Source organism: Nocardioides sp. (assembly GCF_030019515.1).
Classification (GTDB): domain Bacteria; phylum Actinomycetota; class Actinomycetes; order Propionibacteriales; family Nocardioidaceae; genus Nocardioides.
Map to the genome: position 1 here is coordinate 1 of NZ_JASEEQ010000030.1, position 15,740 is coordinate 15,740.

18 protein-coding genes are annotated in these 15,740 nt (G+C 70.5%); 5 read left to right on the top strand and 13 right to left on the bottom strand.

Annotated elements, in window-relative coordinates; all coding sequences use genetic code 11:
• Window positions 1-57: 57 nt before the first annotated feature.
• A complete protein-coding gene (locus tag QMC84_RS22275; protein ID WP_300378844.1) occupies window positions 58-807 on the bottom strand; it encodes an SDR family oxidoreductase in 750 nt (249 codons plus the stop codon).
• Window positions 807-2,024, bottom strand: a complete 1,218-nt coding sequence (locus tag QMC84_RS22280; protein ID WP_300378846.1) for an acetyl-CoA C-acetyltransferase — start codon at window positions 2,022-2,024, stop codon at window positions 807-809. The genes QMC84_RS22275 and QMC84_RS22280 overlap by 1 nt, the downstream gene beginning before the upstream one ends.
• 117 nt (window positions 2,025-2,141) lie before the next feature.
• Between QMC84_RS22280 and QMC84_RS22285 the strand changes: the two genes are divergently transcribed.
• Genes QMC84_RS22285 through QMC84_RS22300 form a run of 4 tightly spaced genes read left to right on the top strand, consistent with a single transcriptional unit; the run spans window position 2,142 to window position 5,483 of the window.
• Window positions 2,142-3,290 (top strand): acyl-CoA dehydrogenase family protein, encoded by a 1,149-nt coding sequence (locus QMC84_RS22285; protein ID WP_300378848.1) that lies wholly within the window; start codon window positions 2,142-2,144, stop codon window positions 3,288-3,290.
• Window positions 3,291-3,312: 22 nt separating this feature from the next.
• Complete coding sequence (locus QMC84_RS22290) at window positions 3,313-4,050, top strand: SDR family oxidoreductase (RefSeq protein WP_300378850.1); 738 nt, start codon at window positions 3,313-3,315, stop codon at window positions 4,048-4,050.
• Window positions 4,051-4,060: 10 nt separating this feature from the next.
• Window positions 4,061-4,513 (top strand): MaoC family dehydratase, encoded by a 453-nt coding sequence (locus tag QMC84_RS22295; protein WP_300378852.1) that lies wholly within the window; start codon window positions 4,061-4,063, stop codon window positions 4,511-4,513.
• A 1-nt stretch (window position 4,514) separates the two neighbouring features.
• Window positions 4,515-5,483, top strand: a complete 969-nt coding sequence (locus tag QMC84_RS22300) for a 2-phospho-L-lactate transferase CofD family protein (RefSeq protein WP_300378854.1) — start codon at window positions 4,515-4,517, stop codon at window positions 5,481-5,483.
• Between the two features lie 13 nt (window positions 5,484-5,496).
• Here QMC84_RS22300 and QMC84_RS22305 read toward each other — a convergent pair whose 3' ends face one another.
• Genes QMC84_RS22305 through QMC84_RS22355 form a run of 11 tightly spaced genes read right to left on the bottom strand, consistent with a single transcriptional unit; the run spans window position 5,497 to window position 15,043 of the window.
• Window positions 5,497-6,198: a TetR/AcrR family transcriptional regulator gene (locus QMC84_RS22305; RefSeq protein WP_300378856.1), complete on the bottom strand. Its 702-nt coding sequence runs from the start codon at window positions 6,196-6,198 to the stop codon at window positions 5,497-5,499.
• A gap of 32 nt (window positions 6,199-6,230) precedes the next feature.
• Entirely contained in the window at window positions 6,231-7,019 is a 789-nt protein-coding gene (locus QMC84_RS22310; RefSeq protein ID WP_300378859.1) for a 5'/3'-nucleotidase SurE, read from the bottom strand.
• A gap of 32 nt (window positions 7,020-7,051) precedes the next feature.
• Window positions 7,052-7,840, bottom strand: a complete 789-nt coding sequence (locus tag QMC84_RS22315) for a hypothetical protein (RefSeq protein ID WP_300378861.1) — start codon at window positions 7,838-7,840, stop codon at window positions 7,052-7,054.
• Window positions 7,837-8,199, bottom strand: a complete 363-nt coding sequence (locus QMC84_RS22320; protein ID WP_300378863.1) for a hypothetical protein — start codon at window positions 8,197-8,199, stop codon at window positions 7,837-7,839. The genes QMC84_RS22315 and QMC84_RS22320 overlap by 4 nt, the downstream gene beginning before the upstream one ends.
• Window positions 8,200-8,234: 35 nt before the next feature.
• On the bottom strand, window positions 8,235-9,017 hold the full coding sequence (locus tag QMC84_RS22325) for a nitroreductase family protein (protein ID WP_300378865.1): 783 nt from the start codon (window positions 9,015-9,017) through the stop codon (window positions 8,235-8,237).
• A gap of 47 nt (window positions 9,018-9,064) precedes the next feature.
• Window positions 9,065-10,258: a thiolase family protein gene (locus tag QMC84_RS22330; RefSeq protein ID WP_300378867.1), complete on the bottom strand. Its 1,194-nt coding sequence runs from the start codon at window positions 10,256-10,258 to the stop codon at window positions 9,065-9,067.
• A complete protein-coding gene (locus QMC84_RS22335; RefSeq protein ID WP_300378869.1) occupies window positions 10,255-11,826 on the bottom strand; it encodes an AMP-binding protein in 1,572 nt (523 codons plus the stop codon). The genes QMC84_RS22330 and QMC84_RS22335 overlap by 4 nt, the downstream gene beginning before the upstream one ends.
• Window positions 11,827-11,830: 4 nt before the next feature.
• On the bottom strand, window positions 11,831-12,718 hold the full coding sequence (locus QMC84_RS22340; RefSeq protein WP_300378871.1) for an SDR family oxidoreductase: 888 nt from the start codon (window positions 12,716-12,718) through the stop codon (window positions 11,831-11,833).
• Between the two features lie 24 nt (window positions 12,719-12,742).
• Window positions 12,743-13,192, bottom strand: coding sequence for a hypothetical protein (locus QMC84_RS22345; protein WP_300378873.1), 450 nt, complete (start codon window positions 13,190-13,192; stop codon window positions 12,743-12,745).
• A 10-nt stretch (window positions 13,193-13,202) separates the two neighbouring features.
• Window positions 13,203-14,207, bottom strand: a complete 1,005-nt coding sequence (locus tag QMC84_RS22350; RefSeq protein WP_300378875.1) for a phosphotransferase family protein — start codon at window positions 14,205-14,207, stop codon at window positions 13,203-13,205.
• Window positions 14,208-14,215: 8 nt separating this feature from the next.
• A complete protein-coding gene (locus QMC84_RS22355) occupies window positions 14,216-15,043 on the bottom strand; it encodes an SDR family oxidoreductase (protein ID WP_300378877.1) in 828 nt (275 codons plus the stop codon).
• A gap of 147 nt (window positions 15,044-15,190) precedes the next feature.
• Between QMC84_RS22355 and QMC84_RS22360 the strand changes: the two genes are divergently transcribed.
• On the top strand, window positions 15,191-15,740 hold a 550-nt coding region (locus QMC84_RS22360; protein ID WP_300378879.1), incomplete at its 3' end, for a biotin/lipoyl-containing protein.

A 15,740-nucleotide genomic window follows, 5' to 3' on the forward strand; every position in this document is an offset into this window, starting at 1 on the left:
GCTCGGCACGCGCCAACGCCCGACGGACCTGCTGGGGGGTCGGCTGCTCGTTCATGGTCACACTCCTCCGCTCAGGGTCAGCCCGCCGTCAGCGACGACGATCTGGCCGGTGATCCACGACGACTCGGGGGCGGCGAGGTAGGCCACCGCCGCAGCGATGTCCTCGGGCTCGCCGAGACGACCCAGAGGGTACGCCGCCGTCACCTGCTCCTCGTGACCCTCGAAGAGCGGAGCGCCGAACCGCGTGCGCACGACCGCCGGAGCGACCGCGTTCACCCGGATCGTGGGTGCCAGCTCCATGGCCAGGCTCTGCGTCAGGTAGTTGAGCATCGCCTTGCTCGCGCCGTACAGCGCGATGTCACGCGCGGGCCGGAGGCCGGCGACCGACGAGACGTTCACGACGGCGCCGCCGTGTGCCTGCATCCAGGCGCGGTACGCCGCCTGGACCCAGCCCAGCGTGCCGAAGCAGTTGACGCCGACGATCTTGCGACCGGCGTCGAGATCGGCATCCACCAGGGGGCCGACTACGGGGTTGATGCCGGTGTTGTTGACCAGGACGTCGAGCCGGCCGAACCGCTCGATGGTCCGACGTACCGCCGCCTGCTGGTGCTCGGTGTCGTCGGCCTTGCCCGCGACCGCGCAGGCCCGGTCGCTCCCGAGCTTCCCGGCGGCCTCGTCCAGGGCCTCGGCGTTGCGTGCCGTGATGCAGACCGAGGCGCCCTCCGCGACCAGGCGCTCGGCGATGGCGAACCCGATCCCGCGGCTCGCTCCCGTGACGATCGCGACCTGACCCTCGAGCCGCCGCATCAGCGGAGCCGCTCGACGATCATGGCCATCCCCTGGCCGCCCCCGACGCACATCGTCTCCAACCCGACCGACTTGTCGTGGAACTGGAGCGAGTGGATCAGCGTGCTGGTGAGGCGCGCACCGGTCATCCCGAAGGGGTGCCCGACCGCGATCGCCCCACCGTTGACGTTGAGGCGGTCGATGTCGATGCCGAGCTCCCGGTAGGACGGGATCACCTGGGCGGCGAAGGCCTCGTTGATCTCGACCAGGTCGACGTCGTCGATGCTCATGCCTGCGCGACGCAGGGCCTGGCGCGACGCCTCCACCGGTCCCATGCCCATGATCTCCGGCGACAGCCCGCTCACGCCGGTGGCGACGATCCGGGCGAGCGGCGTGATCCCGAGCTCGGCGGCCTTGGTGTCCGACATGACGACCACGGCGGCGGCACCGTCGTTGAGGGCGCAGCAGTTGCCGGCGGTCACCGTCCCGTTGGGACGGAACACCGGCTTGAGCTGGGAGACGCCCTCGTAGGTGACGCCCGCGCGCGGGCCGTCGTCGGCCGAGACGACGGTGCCGTCGGGCAGGGTGACCGGCACGATGTCGCTCGCCCAGAAGCCGTTGGCGAGCGCCTCCTGCGCCAGTCGCTGGGAGCGGACGCCGAACTCGTCCTGATCCTCTCGGCTGACCCCCAGGTGGTCGGCGACGTTCTCGGCCGTCTGACCCATCGTGATGTAGAGGTCGGGCAGCTCGCCGTCCGCGCGTGGGTCGCGCCAGGGCCGCTCGTCCAGCGCCCGGTCGCGGGTGAGCCCGATGGCGCGCTCGAAGCGCGGGTTGTCGGTGTCCGGCAGGCCGTCGGCCATGCCCTTGTGGAACCTGCTGACGGTCTCGACGCCGGCGGAGACGAAGACGTCTCCCTCACCGGCGCGGATCGCGTGCATCGCCATCCGGGTGGTCTGGAGGCTGGAGGAGCAGTAGCGGTTCACGGTCACGCCCGGGACGCGGTCGAAGCCGGCCAGCACCGCGACGGCCCGGGCCAGGTTGTTGCCACCCTCGCCGGCCGGCTGCGCCGTACCGAGCATCAGGTCGTCGATCTGCTCCGGGTCGAGCTCGGGGACCTGCGCCAGGGCCGCCTCCACCATCTGGACGGCGAGGTCGTCGGGCCTCAGGTCGACCAGCGACCCCTTGTTGGCCCGACCGATGGGCGACCTGGCTACTGCCGCGATCACGGCCTCCGGCATGGGTTCCTCCTGTCCTGGGCCGACCCGGCGGTCGCCACCCCACGACCATCACCTTAATTGACTCTGATGTCAAGATCATCTAACGTGCCGTTCGCGCTACATCGAGGGAGGTGCGCCATGGAGCGACGGCTGCTCGACTCCGAGCACGACGCGTTCCGGGACACCGTGCGCGAGTTCATCCGCCGCGAGGTGGCCCCGCACCTAGATGCCTGGATCGCGGACGGCGTCACGCCGCGCGACTTCTGGCGGCGCGCCGGCGAAACCGGGCTGCTCGGCATCTCCGTGCCCGAGGAGTACGGCGGCATCGGGACGCCCGACTTCCGCTACAACGCACTGCTCGTGGAGGAGCTCTGCCGGGCGGGGTCGCTCGGGCTCGCCTCCACGGTCGGGATCCACACGAACATCGTGGCGCCGTACCTCACCGGGCTCGCGACGCCCGAGCAGCAGGAGCGCTGGCTGCCCGGCTTCGTGAGCGGCGAGATCATCACGGCGCTCGCGATGACCGAGCCCGACGCGGGCAGCGACCTCAAGGCGATCCGCTGCCAGGCCAGCCCCGCCGACGGTGGCTGGGTGCTCAACGGGCAGAAGACGTTCATCACCAACGGCTGGAACGCCGACCTGGTGATCGTCGCCGCCAAGACCGACCCTGCGGCCGGCCACCGCGGGATGACCCTCTTCGCCGTGCCCGGCGACTCGCCCGGCTTCGGCCGCGGCCGCCCCCTCCACAAGGTCGGCCAGCGCGAGTCCGACACCGCCGAGCTGTTCTTCGACGACGTCTGGATCCCGCGCGACCACCTGCTCGGCGAGGTGAGCCGCGGCTTCTACCACCTGATGGAGGGCCTGGCGCAGGAGCGGCTGAGCGTCAGCGTGATGGCCGTCGCCTGCTGCGAGGCGATCCTCGAGGCCACCACCACCTACGTGCGCGACCGCCAAGCCTTCGGGGGGCGCCTGGCGGACCTGCAGCACATCCGGATGACGCTCGCGACGCTGGCCACCGAGACCGACATCGCGCGCGTGTACGTCGACCGGTGCATCGAGGAGCACAACGCCGGAGCACTCTCCGCGTTCGACGCCGCCAAGGCGAAGTGGTGGACGACCGAGGTGCAGCGGCGGGTGGCCGACGAGTGCTTGCAGCTGCACGGCGGCTACGGCTACATGGACGAGACCGCGATCTCCCGCGCCTGGCGCGACGGGCGGATCCAGACCGTCTACGCCGGCTCGACCGAGACCCTCAAGGACTACATCGGCCGTCAGCTGACCAGCTGACCCATCGGCACAAGGACGGAACATGTCGAACATCAGCTGGGACTTCACCGGCCGGACGGTGATCGTGACGGGCGCGGCCCAGGGCATCGGCCTCGAGCTCGCGACGTTCTTCTCCTCGACGGGAGCCACCGTCGTCGCGGTCGACCTCGACCAGGCGGCGCTCGAGGGGGCCGCCGGCTTGCGGGACGCGACGCTGGTCGCCGGCGACGTCAGCAGCACGGAGACGGCCGCTCGGACCGTCGCTGCCGCGCTGGCGGCGTCGGGCCGCATCGACGTCCTGGTCAACAACGCGGGCGTGCTGCGCGACGGCGTCGTCTGGAAGCTGAGCGACGCAGACTGGGAGCAGGTGCTGGCCGTGCACGCGGGCGGCACCTTCCGGATGACGCGGGCCTGCCTGCCCACATTCCGCGAGCAGGGTGCAGGCCGAATCGTGAACGTCACCTCGTACACCGGCCTCCACGGCAACGTCGGCCAGGCGAACTACGCCGCGGCGAAGGCCGGGATCATCGGCTTCACGAAGACCGTGGCGAAGGAGGTCGGCCGGTTCGGCGTGACCGTCAACGCAATCTCACCGAACGCGAGCACGCGGATGGTGGCCAGCATCCCCGAGGACAAGCTCGCGGAGCTGACCAGGCAGATCCCGCTCGGCCGGTTCGCCGAACCGTCGGAGATGTGCGGGACCGTCGCGTTCCTCGCTTCCGACGAAGCCGCTTACGTCACGGGCGTGGTGCTGCCCGTCGACGGCGGCCTCTCGATGTGAAGGGGGCGGCATGCTGATCGCCACCCACCCCGCCGAGCTGTCCGGCCTGGTCGGCGAGCCGCTGGGCGAGACGGACTGGATCGAGATCGACCAGCCGCGCGTCGACGCCTTCGCGGAGAACACCGAGGACCGGCAGTGGATCCACGTCGATCCGGTCCGGGCGGCCACGTCACCGTTCGGCGGCCCGATCGCGCACGGCTTCTTGAGCCTCTCGCTGCTCTCGAGCTTCCTCGAGCAGCTCCTCGAGGTCCGCGGCAGCAGGATGCTGGTCAACTACGGCCTCGACCGCGTCCGCTTCCCGGCCCCGGTCCCGGTCGGCAGCCGGCTCCGCGGGGTCGGCAAGATCGCCTCGGTGACCGAGGTGCCGGGTGGTCACCAGCTCGTGCTCGACATCACCGTCGAGATCGAGGGTGCGCCCAAGCCGGCCTGCGTGGCGGCATTCGTCGTCCGCGTACTTTCGTGAGATGGACGGGGGCCACCAGATGAGAATCACCGCACTCTGTGGAGGCCTCGGCGGCGCGCGCTTCGCGTTGGCGCTCGCTCACAAGGGCCTCGAGGACCGTACGACGCTCGTCACGAACGTCGCCGACGACTGGGTCGTCGACGGGCTGCTCGTGTGCCCCGACACGGACGCCGTCTTGTACGCGCTGAGCGGACGGCTGGACGAGGACCGTGGCTGGGGCATCCGCGGCGACGAGTTCCCGCCCGCGCCGTCCGGCGCCGGCAGCTGGTTCAACCTCGGCGTCCAGGACCGCGCCCACCACGTCCGGCGGGCCCAGCTCCTGGAGGGCGGCGCCGATCTCGCCGCCGCGACCGCGACCCTGGGGCGCGAGGCCGGGATCGTGGCGCGGGTGGTCCCGGCCAGCCTGGTGCCCCGCGGCTCGGTGATCGTGACCGAGGCGGGCACCTCGGCCTTCCAGGAGTGGCTCGTGCGGGACCACGCGGGACCGGCGGTCCTCGACGTGCACTGGCCCGGCCCGCCGATCCCGTCGCCGGGCGCCGTCGCAGCCCTCGACGAGGCGGACGTCGTCGTCCTGACCTCGTCGAGCCCGGTGGCGTCGCTCGAGCCCACGCTCGCGCTCGAGGGCGTCCGCGCGGCGCTCGCGGCCCGCAAGGCCGACGGGAGGCCCGTCGTGTTGGTCAGCCCGGTCGTGAGCACGCCCCCGGAGCTCGAGCGCGACCGGCGCCGGCACCACGCACGGGCCGCGCTGCTGGCGGCGCGCGGCGTCGCGCACGAGCCGATCGCGGTCGTCGAGCACTTCGCCGACGTGATCACCGCGGTCGTGCTCGACCCGGCCGACGCCGGGCTGGTTCCCGCCCTCCCCTCGGGGGTGACGGGATCGACCGCTCCCATCCTCGCCCAGGACGGTGTCAGCCGGGCGGCCCTGGTCGAGGCGTGCATCGCCGGCGTGAGGACGCGGACAGTCTCCTAGCGATCCTCGGTCGCTACGTCGAGCGCAGGCCGAGCGAGTTCCCCCACAGCTGGGTGAGGGTGGACAGCGCCAACTCGTCGTCGAAGGACTCACCCAGGACGAACCACAGGTAGCCGAAGTTGTCGGTCATCGAGACCAGTGCGTGCGCTGCGATGGCCGGGTCGATGGAGGTGTCCATCCGCCCGGCCTTCGAGAGCCGCTCGAAGTTGGCGACGATGCGGTCGACGAAGCCCTGGCGCAGACGGCGCCGGAGAGCACGGAACTCCGGGTAGAGCGCCGCCGCCTGCTCGATGATGGTCATCATCGCCGCGTGGCGGCGATACGAGTCGAGGAACTGGCGGTTCGAGGCGTCGATGCGCTCGATCGGGTTGTCTCCGCGGTAGCGCGAGGTGCCCTCGACGTACATCTCGTGGACGACCTCGACGGCGAGCTCGTAGAACAGCGCCTCCTTCGAGCCGAAGTAGGTGTAGAAGCTGCCGTAGGCGACGCCGCTCTCCTTGACGATGTCGGAGATGCGCGTCTCGACGTACGAACCTTTCTTCTCGAAGGCGCTACGCGCCCCCTCGAGGAGCCGGGTGCGGGTGCGCAGGCCCTTGGCAGACAGGCCGGCCAGGGCGTCGGCATTCACCAGAGCGGAGACGAGCTCGCCCGCCTCCGGCGTCAGGGTGCCATCGTGGCCCGAGCCCGTCGTCTGGGTTCGTGTGGGCTTGGGCATGGTCAATCTCTCTTCCGTTGCGAGCGACCGGGTCAGACGAACGACGGCAGGCGGTCCTCGCGCCAGGCGCCCCGCGGCGTCTCGTCCGCTGTGATCGACGTGAGCCAGCTCAGGCTCGCCCAGCCGGCGCGGACCGCAGCCACGTCGCCGTCCTCCTCGAGCCGGCGTTCCACCGGCTCGTAGACGAACGACACCAGCCGACCTCCAGAAGCGAGAGGCTCGATGGTCCGGACCCCTGCGGCGCGGAAGCCGGGGGTCGCGTCCAGGCCGGTCGCCCGGACGCCCTTGACCTCCGCGGCCGGGATTCCCGGGACGTTCAGGCTCATCGCGCGCGGCGGTCCGTCGAGGTCGACATTGTCGAGCACGAAGAGTGCCCAGGTGGCGGCGCTGTCGAAGATCGCGTCGGGTGCGTCCTCCTCCGCGTCCATCGACACCGCGAGCCCCGGCACGCCGAAGTTGGCCGCGGTGACCACGGCGCCGACGGTGCCGGAGTGGAGCACGCTCGGCCCCATGTTCGTGCCCGGGTTGATGCCCGACATCACGAAGTCGACCGGCTCGCCGAAGGCCCCACGGACAGCGAGCAGCGAGCACACCGCCGGCGTGGACGACACGCGGTGCGCTGCCAGGCCGCCGACGGTGGTCGGCTCGATCACGATGCCCTTGATCTTCCGCAGGTCGGCGCCGGTCGAGGCGCCGGCCCCGCTCAGGTTGCTGTCCGGCGCGCAGACGACCACGTCGTGCCCCGCGTCGCGCAGCCGGCTCGCCAGATGGGCGATGCCAGGCGCGTGCACGCCGTCGTCGTTGGTGACCGCGATGCGCATGTCAGTCCTTCCGTGCCGTCCTGCCCAGCGGGTCAGGCGGTGATGTCGATGTCGGGTGTCGTGCCCACGAACAGCTGCTGGTAGTCGGTCCACACGCCGGCCGGGTGGCGCTCGTCCATGCGCCAGCGGGGTCCATGGCTGTGCGTGGCGCGGTGCCAGGCCTCGAAGGACTCGAAGCACAGCTCGGTGTAGCGGGCGAAGCCGTTCAGCTGCGCGGCGGTGTCGGCGTCCAGGCGTTCGTCGCGGCGCCGCCGCCACGTCACATACCGACGCAGGCCCGGAAGCTGGCGGCCTTCACGCGTGTGGTGGCCGAGGTACCAGTCCTCGCCCTCGGCCCAGGGGACCCCGTCGCGGTAGCGGAAGAAGTAGACGTAGCGCCACAGGTCTCCGTCGACGGGCTCCTCGGTCGGCGGCGGGCTGCCCTTCCAGCTGATCGCCTCGGTGAGGTACGGGTGCTGCTGGGCGGGCACGTCCCGGCGCAGGTCGTACTCCTCCCGGATCGTCGAGAGCAGGCCCCGGAGGGCCAGGAACCGGCCACCCACGTGCTCTTGCACCCTGGCGGCCAGCACGGAGCGCAGGAGGTCGGGATCTCGGAGGTGCACCTCGACCAGCCCGGCCCAGGCGTTGAGCGGGCGAGAGACGTCCTCGGGCTGCGGTGCCTCGCGGGTCCGGTGCGCCACCACCCGGTCGATGCCGTCCAGCTTCGCCAGGCCGGGCAGCCACTCGTCCCGGTGCCACGCCTCCGCCGACGAGTCGTCAGGGAGGGCGTAGATGTAGGTCCACTTGACGGGCTCCGGGACGAGCAGGCTTCCGGTGCTCACAGGGACGGGCGCCCCTGCATCTGCACCCCGTTGTGGATGAAGAAGCTCCGCAGGACGTTGCCGGAGGTGATGGTCTGGTGGAGGTTCAGGCCGAGGCCGTCGCCCCAGGTGTTGATCGCGGTGTCGAGCTGGCGCCGTCCCTTGATGGCAACCTCGTACTGCCCGTCCTCCTCGCCGCCGCGCAGCACCTTGGCGATCATCTCGGTCGGGCTCTCGCCCTGGGCGTTGCAGAAGTCGGCCAGGAGCTGAACCCGGGAGGTCTGCTCGATCCGGGGCTGGGTGTCCAGCCGGGCGCTGGCGAGCCAGCGCCGCACTTCGGCGGTCGCCATCAGGGAGTCGACGGTGAAGTCGTTGCTCATGAGCTGTCTCGTCTCTCTTCGTCGTCGGTCGGCGGTCAGTCGGGGAGGCCGAACTCGCGGTTGAAGAGACGGATCTCTTCGAACCGGTGCGGCGTCGGGCTGGGTGTCTGCAGGAGCTTGGCCTCGGTCAGCTTCGCCACCACGGCCGGATCCGACTCGAACGGCGTGTTGGCGTCGCCCCAGTAGAAGTTCTCGCTGAGCGGGCGACGGGGCCGCTGGCCGCCGTCCTCGGCACCCATGGCCGGGTAGCCGACGAGCATGATCCACGCGCGGCGCCAGTGGTCCGGGACGTTGAGCGCCTCGCGGATCTTGGTGTCGCTGAAGTTGTGGAGGCACGCGCCGAGACCCTCGTCGTACGCCGCCAGCAGCGCCTGCGCGATCGCCTGCCCGGTCTCGATCGCACCCATCCAGTTGAGCCGGAAGTCGTCGCCGGTGATCTTGTCGATGACGGTCTTCTGGATGACGCCGTCGACGTAGGCGTGCGACCACCCGTGGCTCGGCGTGTTCACCCCGTGGTCGATGAGCTGCTTGAGGCGCTCCTTGGTGCCCTCGGGGTACTTCAGGTTGATGAACCACATGATGTACGTCGGCGCCATGTCCAGGTCCAGCGTCGTCGTCGGGTTGCGCAGCGAGTCACGCAGTTCCTCGCTGAGCTCGTCGCGGTTGACCACGATCGCCTTGACGTAGTCCGCGTTCATGGACCGGGACGACCGGTTGGCCGCCTCCAGCATGACCTGGATCTTCTCTCGCTCGACCTGCTTGTAGGGCAGGAAGTGCCGGACGGAGCGCCGGTTGCCGACGACCTCTTTGAACTCCACGACCGATCCTTTCGGTGCTTGCTTCGATGGATGACTCGGATGCCGCGTCAGCGCGACAGGATGGTGACGACGGCGGCCGCAGAGTCCGAGCCGATGTAGCCGCCGCCGTTCTCCGCGAGCGCCAACCGGACGTCCGGGACCTGCCGGTCGCCGGCGCGTCCCCACATCTGGTCGGCGAGCTCTGTGATCTGTGCGCACCCGGTCGCGCCGACCGGGTGCCCCTTGCCGAGGAGCCCTCCGCTGGTGTTGACCGGCACCCGGCCACCGAGGGTGGTTGCGCCGGAGGCGAGCAGCTTGGGGCCGTCGCCGTACGGGCACAGGCCGAGCTCCTCGTAGAGCACGAGCTCCGCAGGAGCTGCCGCGTCGTGCAGCTCCACGAGCTGCAGGTCGTCCGGGCTGACGCCGGCCAGGTCGTACGCGCGCCGGGCGGCCCGGACGACGGCCGAGTCCTCGAACGCGGTCTCCTGCCGGGCATAGCCCGAGGTGACGACGCTCGCGCGGACCTCGATCCGGTCGCGCTCGGTCTGGAGCCGGTCCTCGGCGCAGAGCACGACCGCGGCCGCCCCGTCGCCGATCGCCGAGCACATCAGGAGGGTCAGCGGGTCCACGATCGTGCGGCTCGCCAGCACCTCCTCGACCGTGGTCGTCTTGCGGAACTGCGCGTGCGGGTTCAGCGAGCTGTGCAGGTGGTTCTTGACCGAGACCTGGGCGAAGTCGGCTGCGGTCGCACCGGTGCGCTCGAGGTAGCCGCGGGCCGTGCCGGCGTAGAGGTCCATGAAGAACGAGCGGGTGCCCTCGGCCTGCTCGCCGAGCCGGCCCTTCAAGACGTCGACCTCTTCGAGGTCGACGGCGGACTCCAGCGCCTGCATCGCGCGGAGCCCGGTGGGCTCCGTCATCTTCTCCGCGCCCACCACGAGAGCGACGTCGGTCTGCCCGGAGGCGACCGCCTGCCACGCCAGGTTGAACGCGGACGAGGAGGACGAGCAGGCGTTCTCCACGTTGAACACCGGGGCGCCGAGGACGCCGGTGTTGCGCAGCGCGGACTGTCCCCGAACCATCTCCTGGCCGGTGATGATCCCGCTGATCGCGTTGCCGAAGTACGTGGCGCCGACCTGGTCGGCCGCCACCCCGGCGTCCGCCAGCGCGCCGCCGACGGCGGCCTCGGTCATCGTCCGGACCGTCTCCTCCGGCATCTTCGCGAACCGGGTCATGTGCACCCCGGCGACGTACACCTTCCTCATGAGCGTGCCCCCTCGATCGTCTGTCGGTCCCAGGCCAGGTCGGGCTGCCACTCCTGCTTCAGCGCCTGGTACTGGATCTTCTCCGTGCCGGTCTTCGGGAGCTCGTCGAGAACGATCACGAAGCGGGGCACGGCGTAGTGGGCCAGCGAGCCTCGGCAGAACTCGATGACGTCATCGGGGCGGACGGTCGCACCGCCGACGGGGACGATCGCGACCGCGACCTCGTCCTCGCCCATCTCGGACGGCACGCCGTAGGCGGCGCACTCCGCGATGTCGGGGTGCTGGATGAGCACGGTCTCGATCTCCCAGGCCGAGATGTTCTCCCCCCGGCGGCGCATCGACTGCTTCTTGCGGCCGCGGTAGTAGAACCACCCCTCCTCGTCGACCGAGGCGAGGTCACCGGAGTGGAACCAGCCGCCCCGGTAGGCCTCGCGCGTGGCCTCCTCGTTGTTGTGGTAGCGGGAGAGCTGCCCGAGTGGGTGCCGGAAGACCAGCTCCCCCACCTGGCCGGTGGGCAGCGGTTGATCCGCATCGTCGACGACACGGAACTCGACGCCACCGACCGGACGGCCCATGCTGCCGGGGCGTCCCGAGGTGTTGAGCAGGGTGCCCGGCGAGTCGACCATGCCGAACCACTCGACGAGGCGTACCCCGAAGCGCTGCTGGAACAGGTCCCACCGCTCGTCGTCGGGGGCACCGGCGGACAGCACGACCCGCACGGGGTTCTCGTGGTCGTCGGGCCGCGGCGGCTGCTTGAGCAGGATCGGGATGATCCCGCCGAGCGCGTTGAACTCGACGGCGTCGTACCGACGGATGTCGTCCCAGAACCGCGAGGCGCTGAACTTCGGGCTGAGCGCGAGCTGCCCACCCGCGACCATCGAGCCGAGCGCGGACACGACCAACGCGTTGCCGTGGTAGAGCGGGAGGGGCGTGTACATCGTCTCGCCCGGACGGACCCCCGCCTCCGCGATCAGCGCCTCGAGGCTGGCGAGGTCGTACGCCTTGGTCACCACGCCCTTGGGCGGGCCCGTCGTGCCCGAGGTGTACATCAGGCCCACGCCGCCGCCCGCTCCCTCGTCGAGCTCGAGGTCGACCGACGGCGCGGCCATCAGGTCCTCGAACGTGTGCTGCACGATCGAGTCGTGGGCGCCGTCGACGGTCACCAGCGTGCGCAGGTCGGGGCAGCCGACGGTCGCGCTCACGACGACGTCGCGGAGGTCCTGGGCGAAAATCACGGCGACCGCACCGGAGTCGCGCAGGATGTACTCGAGGGTCGCTCCGCGCTGGGAGATGTTGACCGGGACGGAGAGCGCGCCGGCGAAGACGGTGCCGAAGTGCGCCCACAGGAACTCCGGCCGGTTCGGCAGCATCAGCGCGACCCGCTCGCCCGGCCGGACGCCGCGCTCGACGAGCCCGTTGGAGACCCGCCGTGCGGCGTCGAGCACCTCACGCCAGGCGTACTCCTCGTCGAGCCACTTCAGCCACGTGTCGTCAGGACGCTCCGTCGCGTGACGGCGGATCAGCTCCTCGACGTCGGAGCGACCACTGGCCCGAGCAGTTTTCGGCACTGGCTCAGACCTCCGGGAGGATCGGGCGATTGGCCTCGTCCCAGCCGTCGAAGGGCGGGGTCTGCTGTGCGTAGCCGGAGCTCGCGCTCCAGCCGCCGTCGACGGGGATGATGACGCCGGTGATGTACGACGATGCATCACTGGCCAGGAAGAGCAGCGGTCCGACGAGGTCCTCGTTGTTGCCGGCCCGGCGCATCGGTGTCCGGCTGCGGACCCACTCGTCCATGCCGCTCTGCTCGAACATCCAGCGCGTCGACTCGGAGAGGAAGTAGTTCGGCGCCAGCGCGTTGACGCGGACACCCCGGTCTGCCCACTCGCAGCCCAGCGACCGGGTCAGCATGTTGACGCCGGCCTTGGCCGCGACGTACCCCGGCGTGCGGTGCTCGTGCCCGCCCATGCCGAGGATCGAGGAGATGTTGATGATGCTGCCGGAGCCCTGGCGCAGCATGTGCGGGGCGGCGGCCCGCATGCCGTACCAGGTGCCGACCAGGTCGGTCTCGATCTCCTCCTTCGGCTTCTCCGGCTCGAGGATCTCGGAGTGGAGGCCGCGGGGGTCGCCGATGCCGGCGTTGTTGACCATCACGTCGATCCGGCCGAACTCGTCGACCGCCGCCTGGGTGACGGCCTCGAGCTCCTCGTAGACACGCACGTCGGCGGTGACGATGCTCGCTCGCGCACCGCGAGCCTCGACGAGCTTCTTGGTCTCCTCCAGCTTGTCGGCCGAGCGCGCGGTCAGCACGAGGTCGGCGCCCGCGGCGGCGAGGGTCTGGGCGAACATCTGGCCGAGGCCGTAGGACGCACCCGTGACGACCGCGACCTTCCCGGCGACGGAGAAGCGGGAGGCCGCGCCGTCGAGCACACGGTCGAGCATCTGGTCGAGGTCGTCGGTCATGCTGGAGCCTTTCGGTGTGGTGGTTCAGACGAGCGGAAGATCGGCCGGGGCGTCGCCGAAGACCGGCAGGGCGGTCAGCTCCAGCTCCCGGTCGAGCTGGCGCCGGAGGTAGGCGTTGACGGCCTCGTCGCTGCGGGCGCGTTCGGTCTCGGGCAGGTCGTCGAGGCCGTTGATCGCCGTCACCAGCTCGGCCTTCAGCACGTCGTTGCGCTCGGCGAGGCTGTCGATGCTCACGTACGCCGGCTCCCCGCCGGGGTCGGGCCGCCCGGCCAGCTGCGCGAGCAGCGCGACCAGGTCGGCGTTGTCCCCGGCGAGCACCTCGCCCTGCAGGCGGACGCGGTTGTGCACCGCCCGGATGATCTGGCTGGCGACGTTCATGCGTGCCTTGGCGTGCTCGTCGGGGAGCCGCGGGACGATCTGCGTCTCGAGGACGTGGTCGAGCTGTTCGAGCAGCTCGAGAGTGGTCGGGCGCATCCTGTTCTCCTCAGATGCCGATGCGGGAGGCCTGCTCCTGGAACAGGGGCGGCAGGTAGAGATGGGCGATCGAGAAGTTGATCTCGTCGGTCTTGCGGTCGACGGCGGTCCGGGTGCCGGTCAGGCCGATGATGCTGTGCTTGAACTCCGCGAAGACCTCCCAGAAGCGCAGGGCCTCCCGGTCGACCCGGATGCCGGAGTACTCCTCGTAGATCGCCACGAACTCGTCGGGCTCGAAGAAGCCACAGATCTTCCCGTCGAGACGCCAGATGTTCTTGAACACCCAGCCGAGGTCCTCGATCGGGTCACCGAAGCGAGCCAGCTCCCAGTCGACGACGCCGGTGATGTGGTCGTCGGAGAACAGGAAGTTCCCGGAGCGGTAGTCGTTGTGCAGCACCGAGACGCGCGGCGCCTCCGGCATGTTGCGCCGCAGCCAGCGCCCGACCTGGGCCAGGAAGGGCTGTGGCTCGAGCTGCTGCTCGGCCATCGTGCGCTCCCAGTGCTCGAGGGCGAGGATGCCGGCGGTGGTCGTCGTGGGCACCGGCCCGAGGAAGGACAGGTCCCGGCCCTCGATGTCGGTCGTGTGCAGGGTCGCCAGGTGCCGGATGAAGTCGTGGCCGATGCTCCGCCGGTTCTCGGCGTTGTCCGGCGCGTAGAGCGCGGCGGGCGAGGAGGTGCCGGGCAGCCGCTCCATGATCATGAACGGCGAGCCGAGCGCCCCTCCGTCGGTCTCGAGGAACCACACCGCCGGGACCGGGATCGAGGTGTCCGCAAGGGAGCGGATGACGCCCGCCTCGACCACCCGGTCGGTGTAGACGAGGCTGCCCGCGGGGTCCTTGCGCAGGATCAGGTCGCGGGTCTGCGCGCCGCCGCCGTCCTTCCAGGCCAGCGTGAACATGAAGCACTCGCGCGACCAGCCCTCGGGCATCCGGCGGAACGCGGTGATCTCTTGGTCGGCCGCTTCGGTCATTTTGGTGACCAGGTAGTCGAGGAGGCTCTTCTGCAGATCGGTCATGGCGGCGCTCAGACCAGTGCCGGCTCGGCGGTCAGGGCAGCACGGATGGCCTGCATGTCGGCCGACCGGATGACCCGGCCGCTGATACCCTGCGCCTGCGGCGACATCAGGAAGCCGACGACCTTCGCCCAGTCCTCCGGACGCTCCCAGTGCGACTTGTCGATCGTGGGGAACCACGCGTCGAGGCCCTCTGTCTCGGTCCACTGCGGGGCGATGCAGTTGACCCGGACCCCGTACGACGCGAGGTCGGCCGCAGCGCCGAGCGTGAGCCGCTCGATGGCGGCCTTGGTGACGCCGTACGGCGTGATGCCGGGGCCGGACGCCTCGGTCGACGCGGCCGAGATCGGGTCGCCGTCGGCGAGGTCGGGGACCTGCTGGCCGAGGTAGGAGCCCATGTTCACGATGGCGCCGCCGCCGCGCGACTTCATCACGGGGCCGGCGACCTTGATCGCGAGGAACTGCGAGGTCAGGTTGACCGCGATGATCTGGTTCCAGTCGTCGACCAGGGTCTCGCAGATGTCGCCCCCGGTGCCCATGCCGGCGTTGTTCATCAGCAGGTCGATGCCGCCGAAGTGGTCGACGGTCGTCTCGACCATCGCGATCACCTGCGCCTGGTCGGACAGGTCGGTCGGGACGATCAGGGCCCGCCTGCCCAGCGCCTCGACCTGCGCGGCCGTCTCCTGGAGCGTGCCGGGCGCGAAGGCGTCCGCTACCGGTGCGGCGGTACGCGCGGCGAGCGCCACATCGGCGCCACGAGCCGCGAGCTCGAGGGCGATGTGCTTGCCGAAGCCACGACTGGCCCCGGTCACGAGGGCAATCTTGCCAATGAGGTCCATGCTCGACTCCTCCATGAGCGGTGCTGCAAGTGATCGGCGCCACAGGATGAGTGGGACCGTAGCCAAAGGTTGACTCTGATGTCAATATCGATTTAGGTTCCCATCGTCCGCATCTCCGGACGTCTCGTTCTCTTCCGAGGAGCCGGCATGCCCGATGTTCATCTTCCTCCGCTCGGCGACACCATCGACGAGGCTCGGGTGACCACCTGGCTCAAGCAGGTCGGCGACACCGTCGCCTTCGACGAGCCGCTCGTGAGCGTCGAGACCGACAAGGTCGAGACCGAGGTCCCCTCGCCGCTCGCCGGTGTGTTGACGGCCCGGCTGGTGGCGGAGGGCGAGACGGTGGAGATCGGCGCCGTCCTCGCGGTCGTCGTCGGCGACGAGGAAGCCACCTCCGAGCCGGATCTCGTCCGACCGGTGCTCGAAGCCGGCGCACCGGACACCCCGGGCACGTTCGTCGGGGTCGAGGACGCGGCCGACGACCTGACCATCGCGCCGGTGCGGTCGCGCGGCGGGGTCGCCACGATCGCACCACGCGACCACCGAGTCCGCACGCCCTTGGTGCGTCGGCTGCTCGTCGAGCACGGCCTCGACCCTGCCACGATCAGCGGCAGCGGCATGGGCGGCCGGATCACCCGCGACGACGTCTTCTCCGCCGCCGCCCGCCGTGCCGAGCCCGCGCTCGCGCCGACGCCGG

What these genes read in the sequence shown, in the direction of transcription:
- QMC84_RS22275 (WP_300378844.1), bottom strand. Translation starts at nt 807, where the DNA reads ATGCGGCGGCTCGAGGGTCAGGTCGCGATCGTCACGGGAGCGAGCCGC.
- QMC84_RS22280 (WP_300378846.1), bottom strand. Translation starts at nt 2,024, where the DNA reads ATGCCGGAGGCCGTGATCGCGGCAGTAGCCAGGTCGCCCATCGGTCGG.
- QMC84_RS22285 (WP_300378848.1), top strand. Translation starts at nt 2,142, where the DNA reads ATGGAGCGACGGCTGCTCGACTCCGAGCACGACGCGTTCCGGGACACC.
- QMC84_RS22290 (WP_300378850.1), top strand. Translation starts at nt 3,313, where the DNA reads ATGTCGAACATCAGCTGGGACTTCACCGGCCGGACGGTGATCGTGACG.
- QMC84_RS22295 (WP_300378852.1), top strand. Translation starts at nt 4,061, where the DNA reads ATGCTGATCGCCACCCACCCCGCCGAGCTGTCCGGCCTGGTCGGCGAG.
- QMC84_RS22300 (WP_300378854.1), top strand. Translation starts at nt 4,515, where the DNA reads ATGGACGGGGGCCACCAGATGAGAATCACCGCACTCTGTGGAGGCCTC.
- QMC84_RS22305 (WP_300378856.1), bottom strand. Translation starts at nt 6,198, where the DNA reads ATGCCCAAGCCCACACGAACCCAGACGACGGGCTCGGGCCACGATGGC.
- QMC84_RS22310 (WP_300378859.1), bottom strand. Translation starts at nt 7,019, where the DNA reads ATGCGCATCGCGGTCACCAACGACGACGGCGTGCACGCGCCTGGCATC.
- QMC84_RS22320 (WP_300378863.1), bottom strand. Translation starts at nt 8,199, where the DNA reads ATGAGCAACGACTTCACCGTCGACTCCCTGATGGCGACCGCCGAAGTG.
- QMC84_RS22330 (WP_300378867.1), bottom strand. Translation starts at nt 10,258, where the DNA reads ATGAGGAAGGTGTACGTCGCCGGGGTGCACATGACCCGGTTCGCGAAG.
- QMC84_RS22340 (WP_300378871.1), bottom strand. Translation starts at nt 12,718, where the DNA reads ATGACCGACGACCTCGACCAGATGCTCGACCGTGTGCTCGACGGCGCG.
- QMC84_RS22345 (WP_300378873.1), bottom strand. Translation starts at nt 13,192, where the DNA reads ATGCGCCCGACCACTCTCGAGCTGCTCGAACAGCTCGACCACGTCCTC.
- QMC84_RS22350 (WP_300378875.1), bottom strand. Translation starts at nt 14,207, where the DNA reads ATGACCGATCTGCAGAAGAGCCTCCTCGACTACCTGGTCACCAAAATG.
- QMC84_RS22355 (WP_300378877.1), bottom strand. Translation starts at nt 15,043, where the DNA reads ATGGACCTCATTGGCAAGATTGCCCTCGTGACCGGGGCCAGTCGTGGC.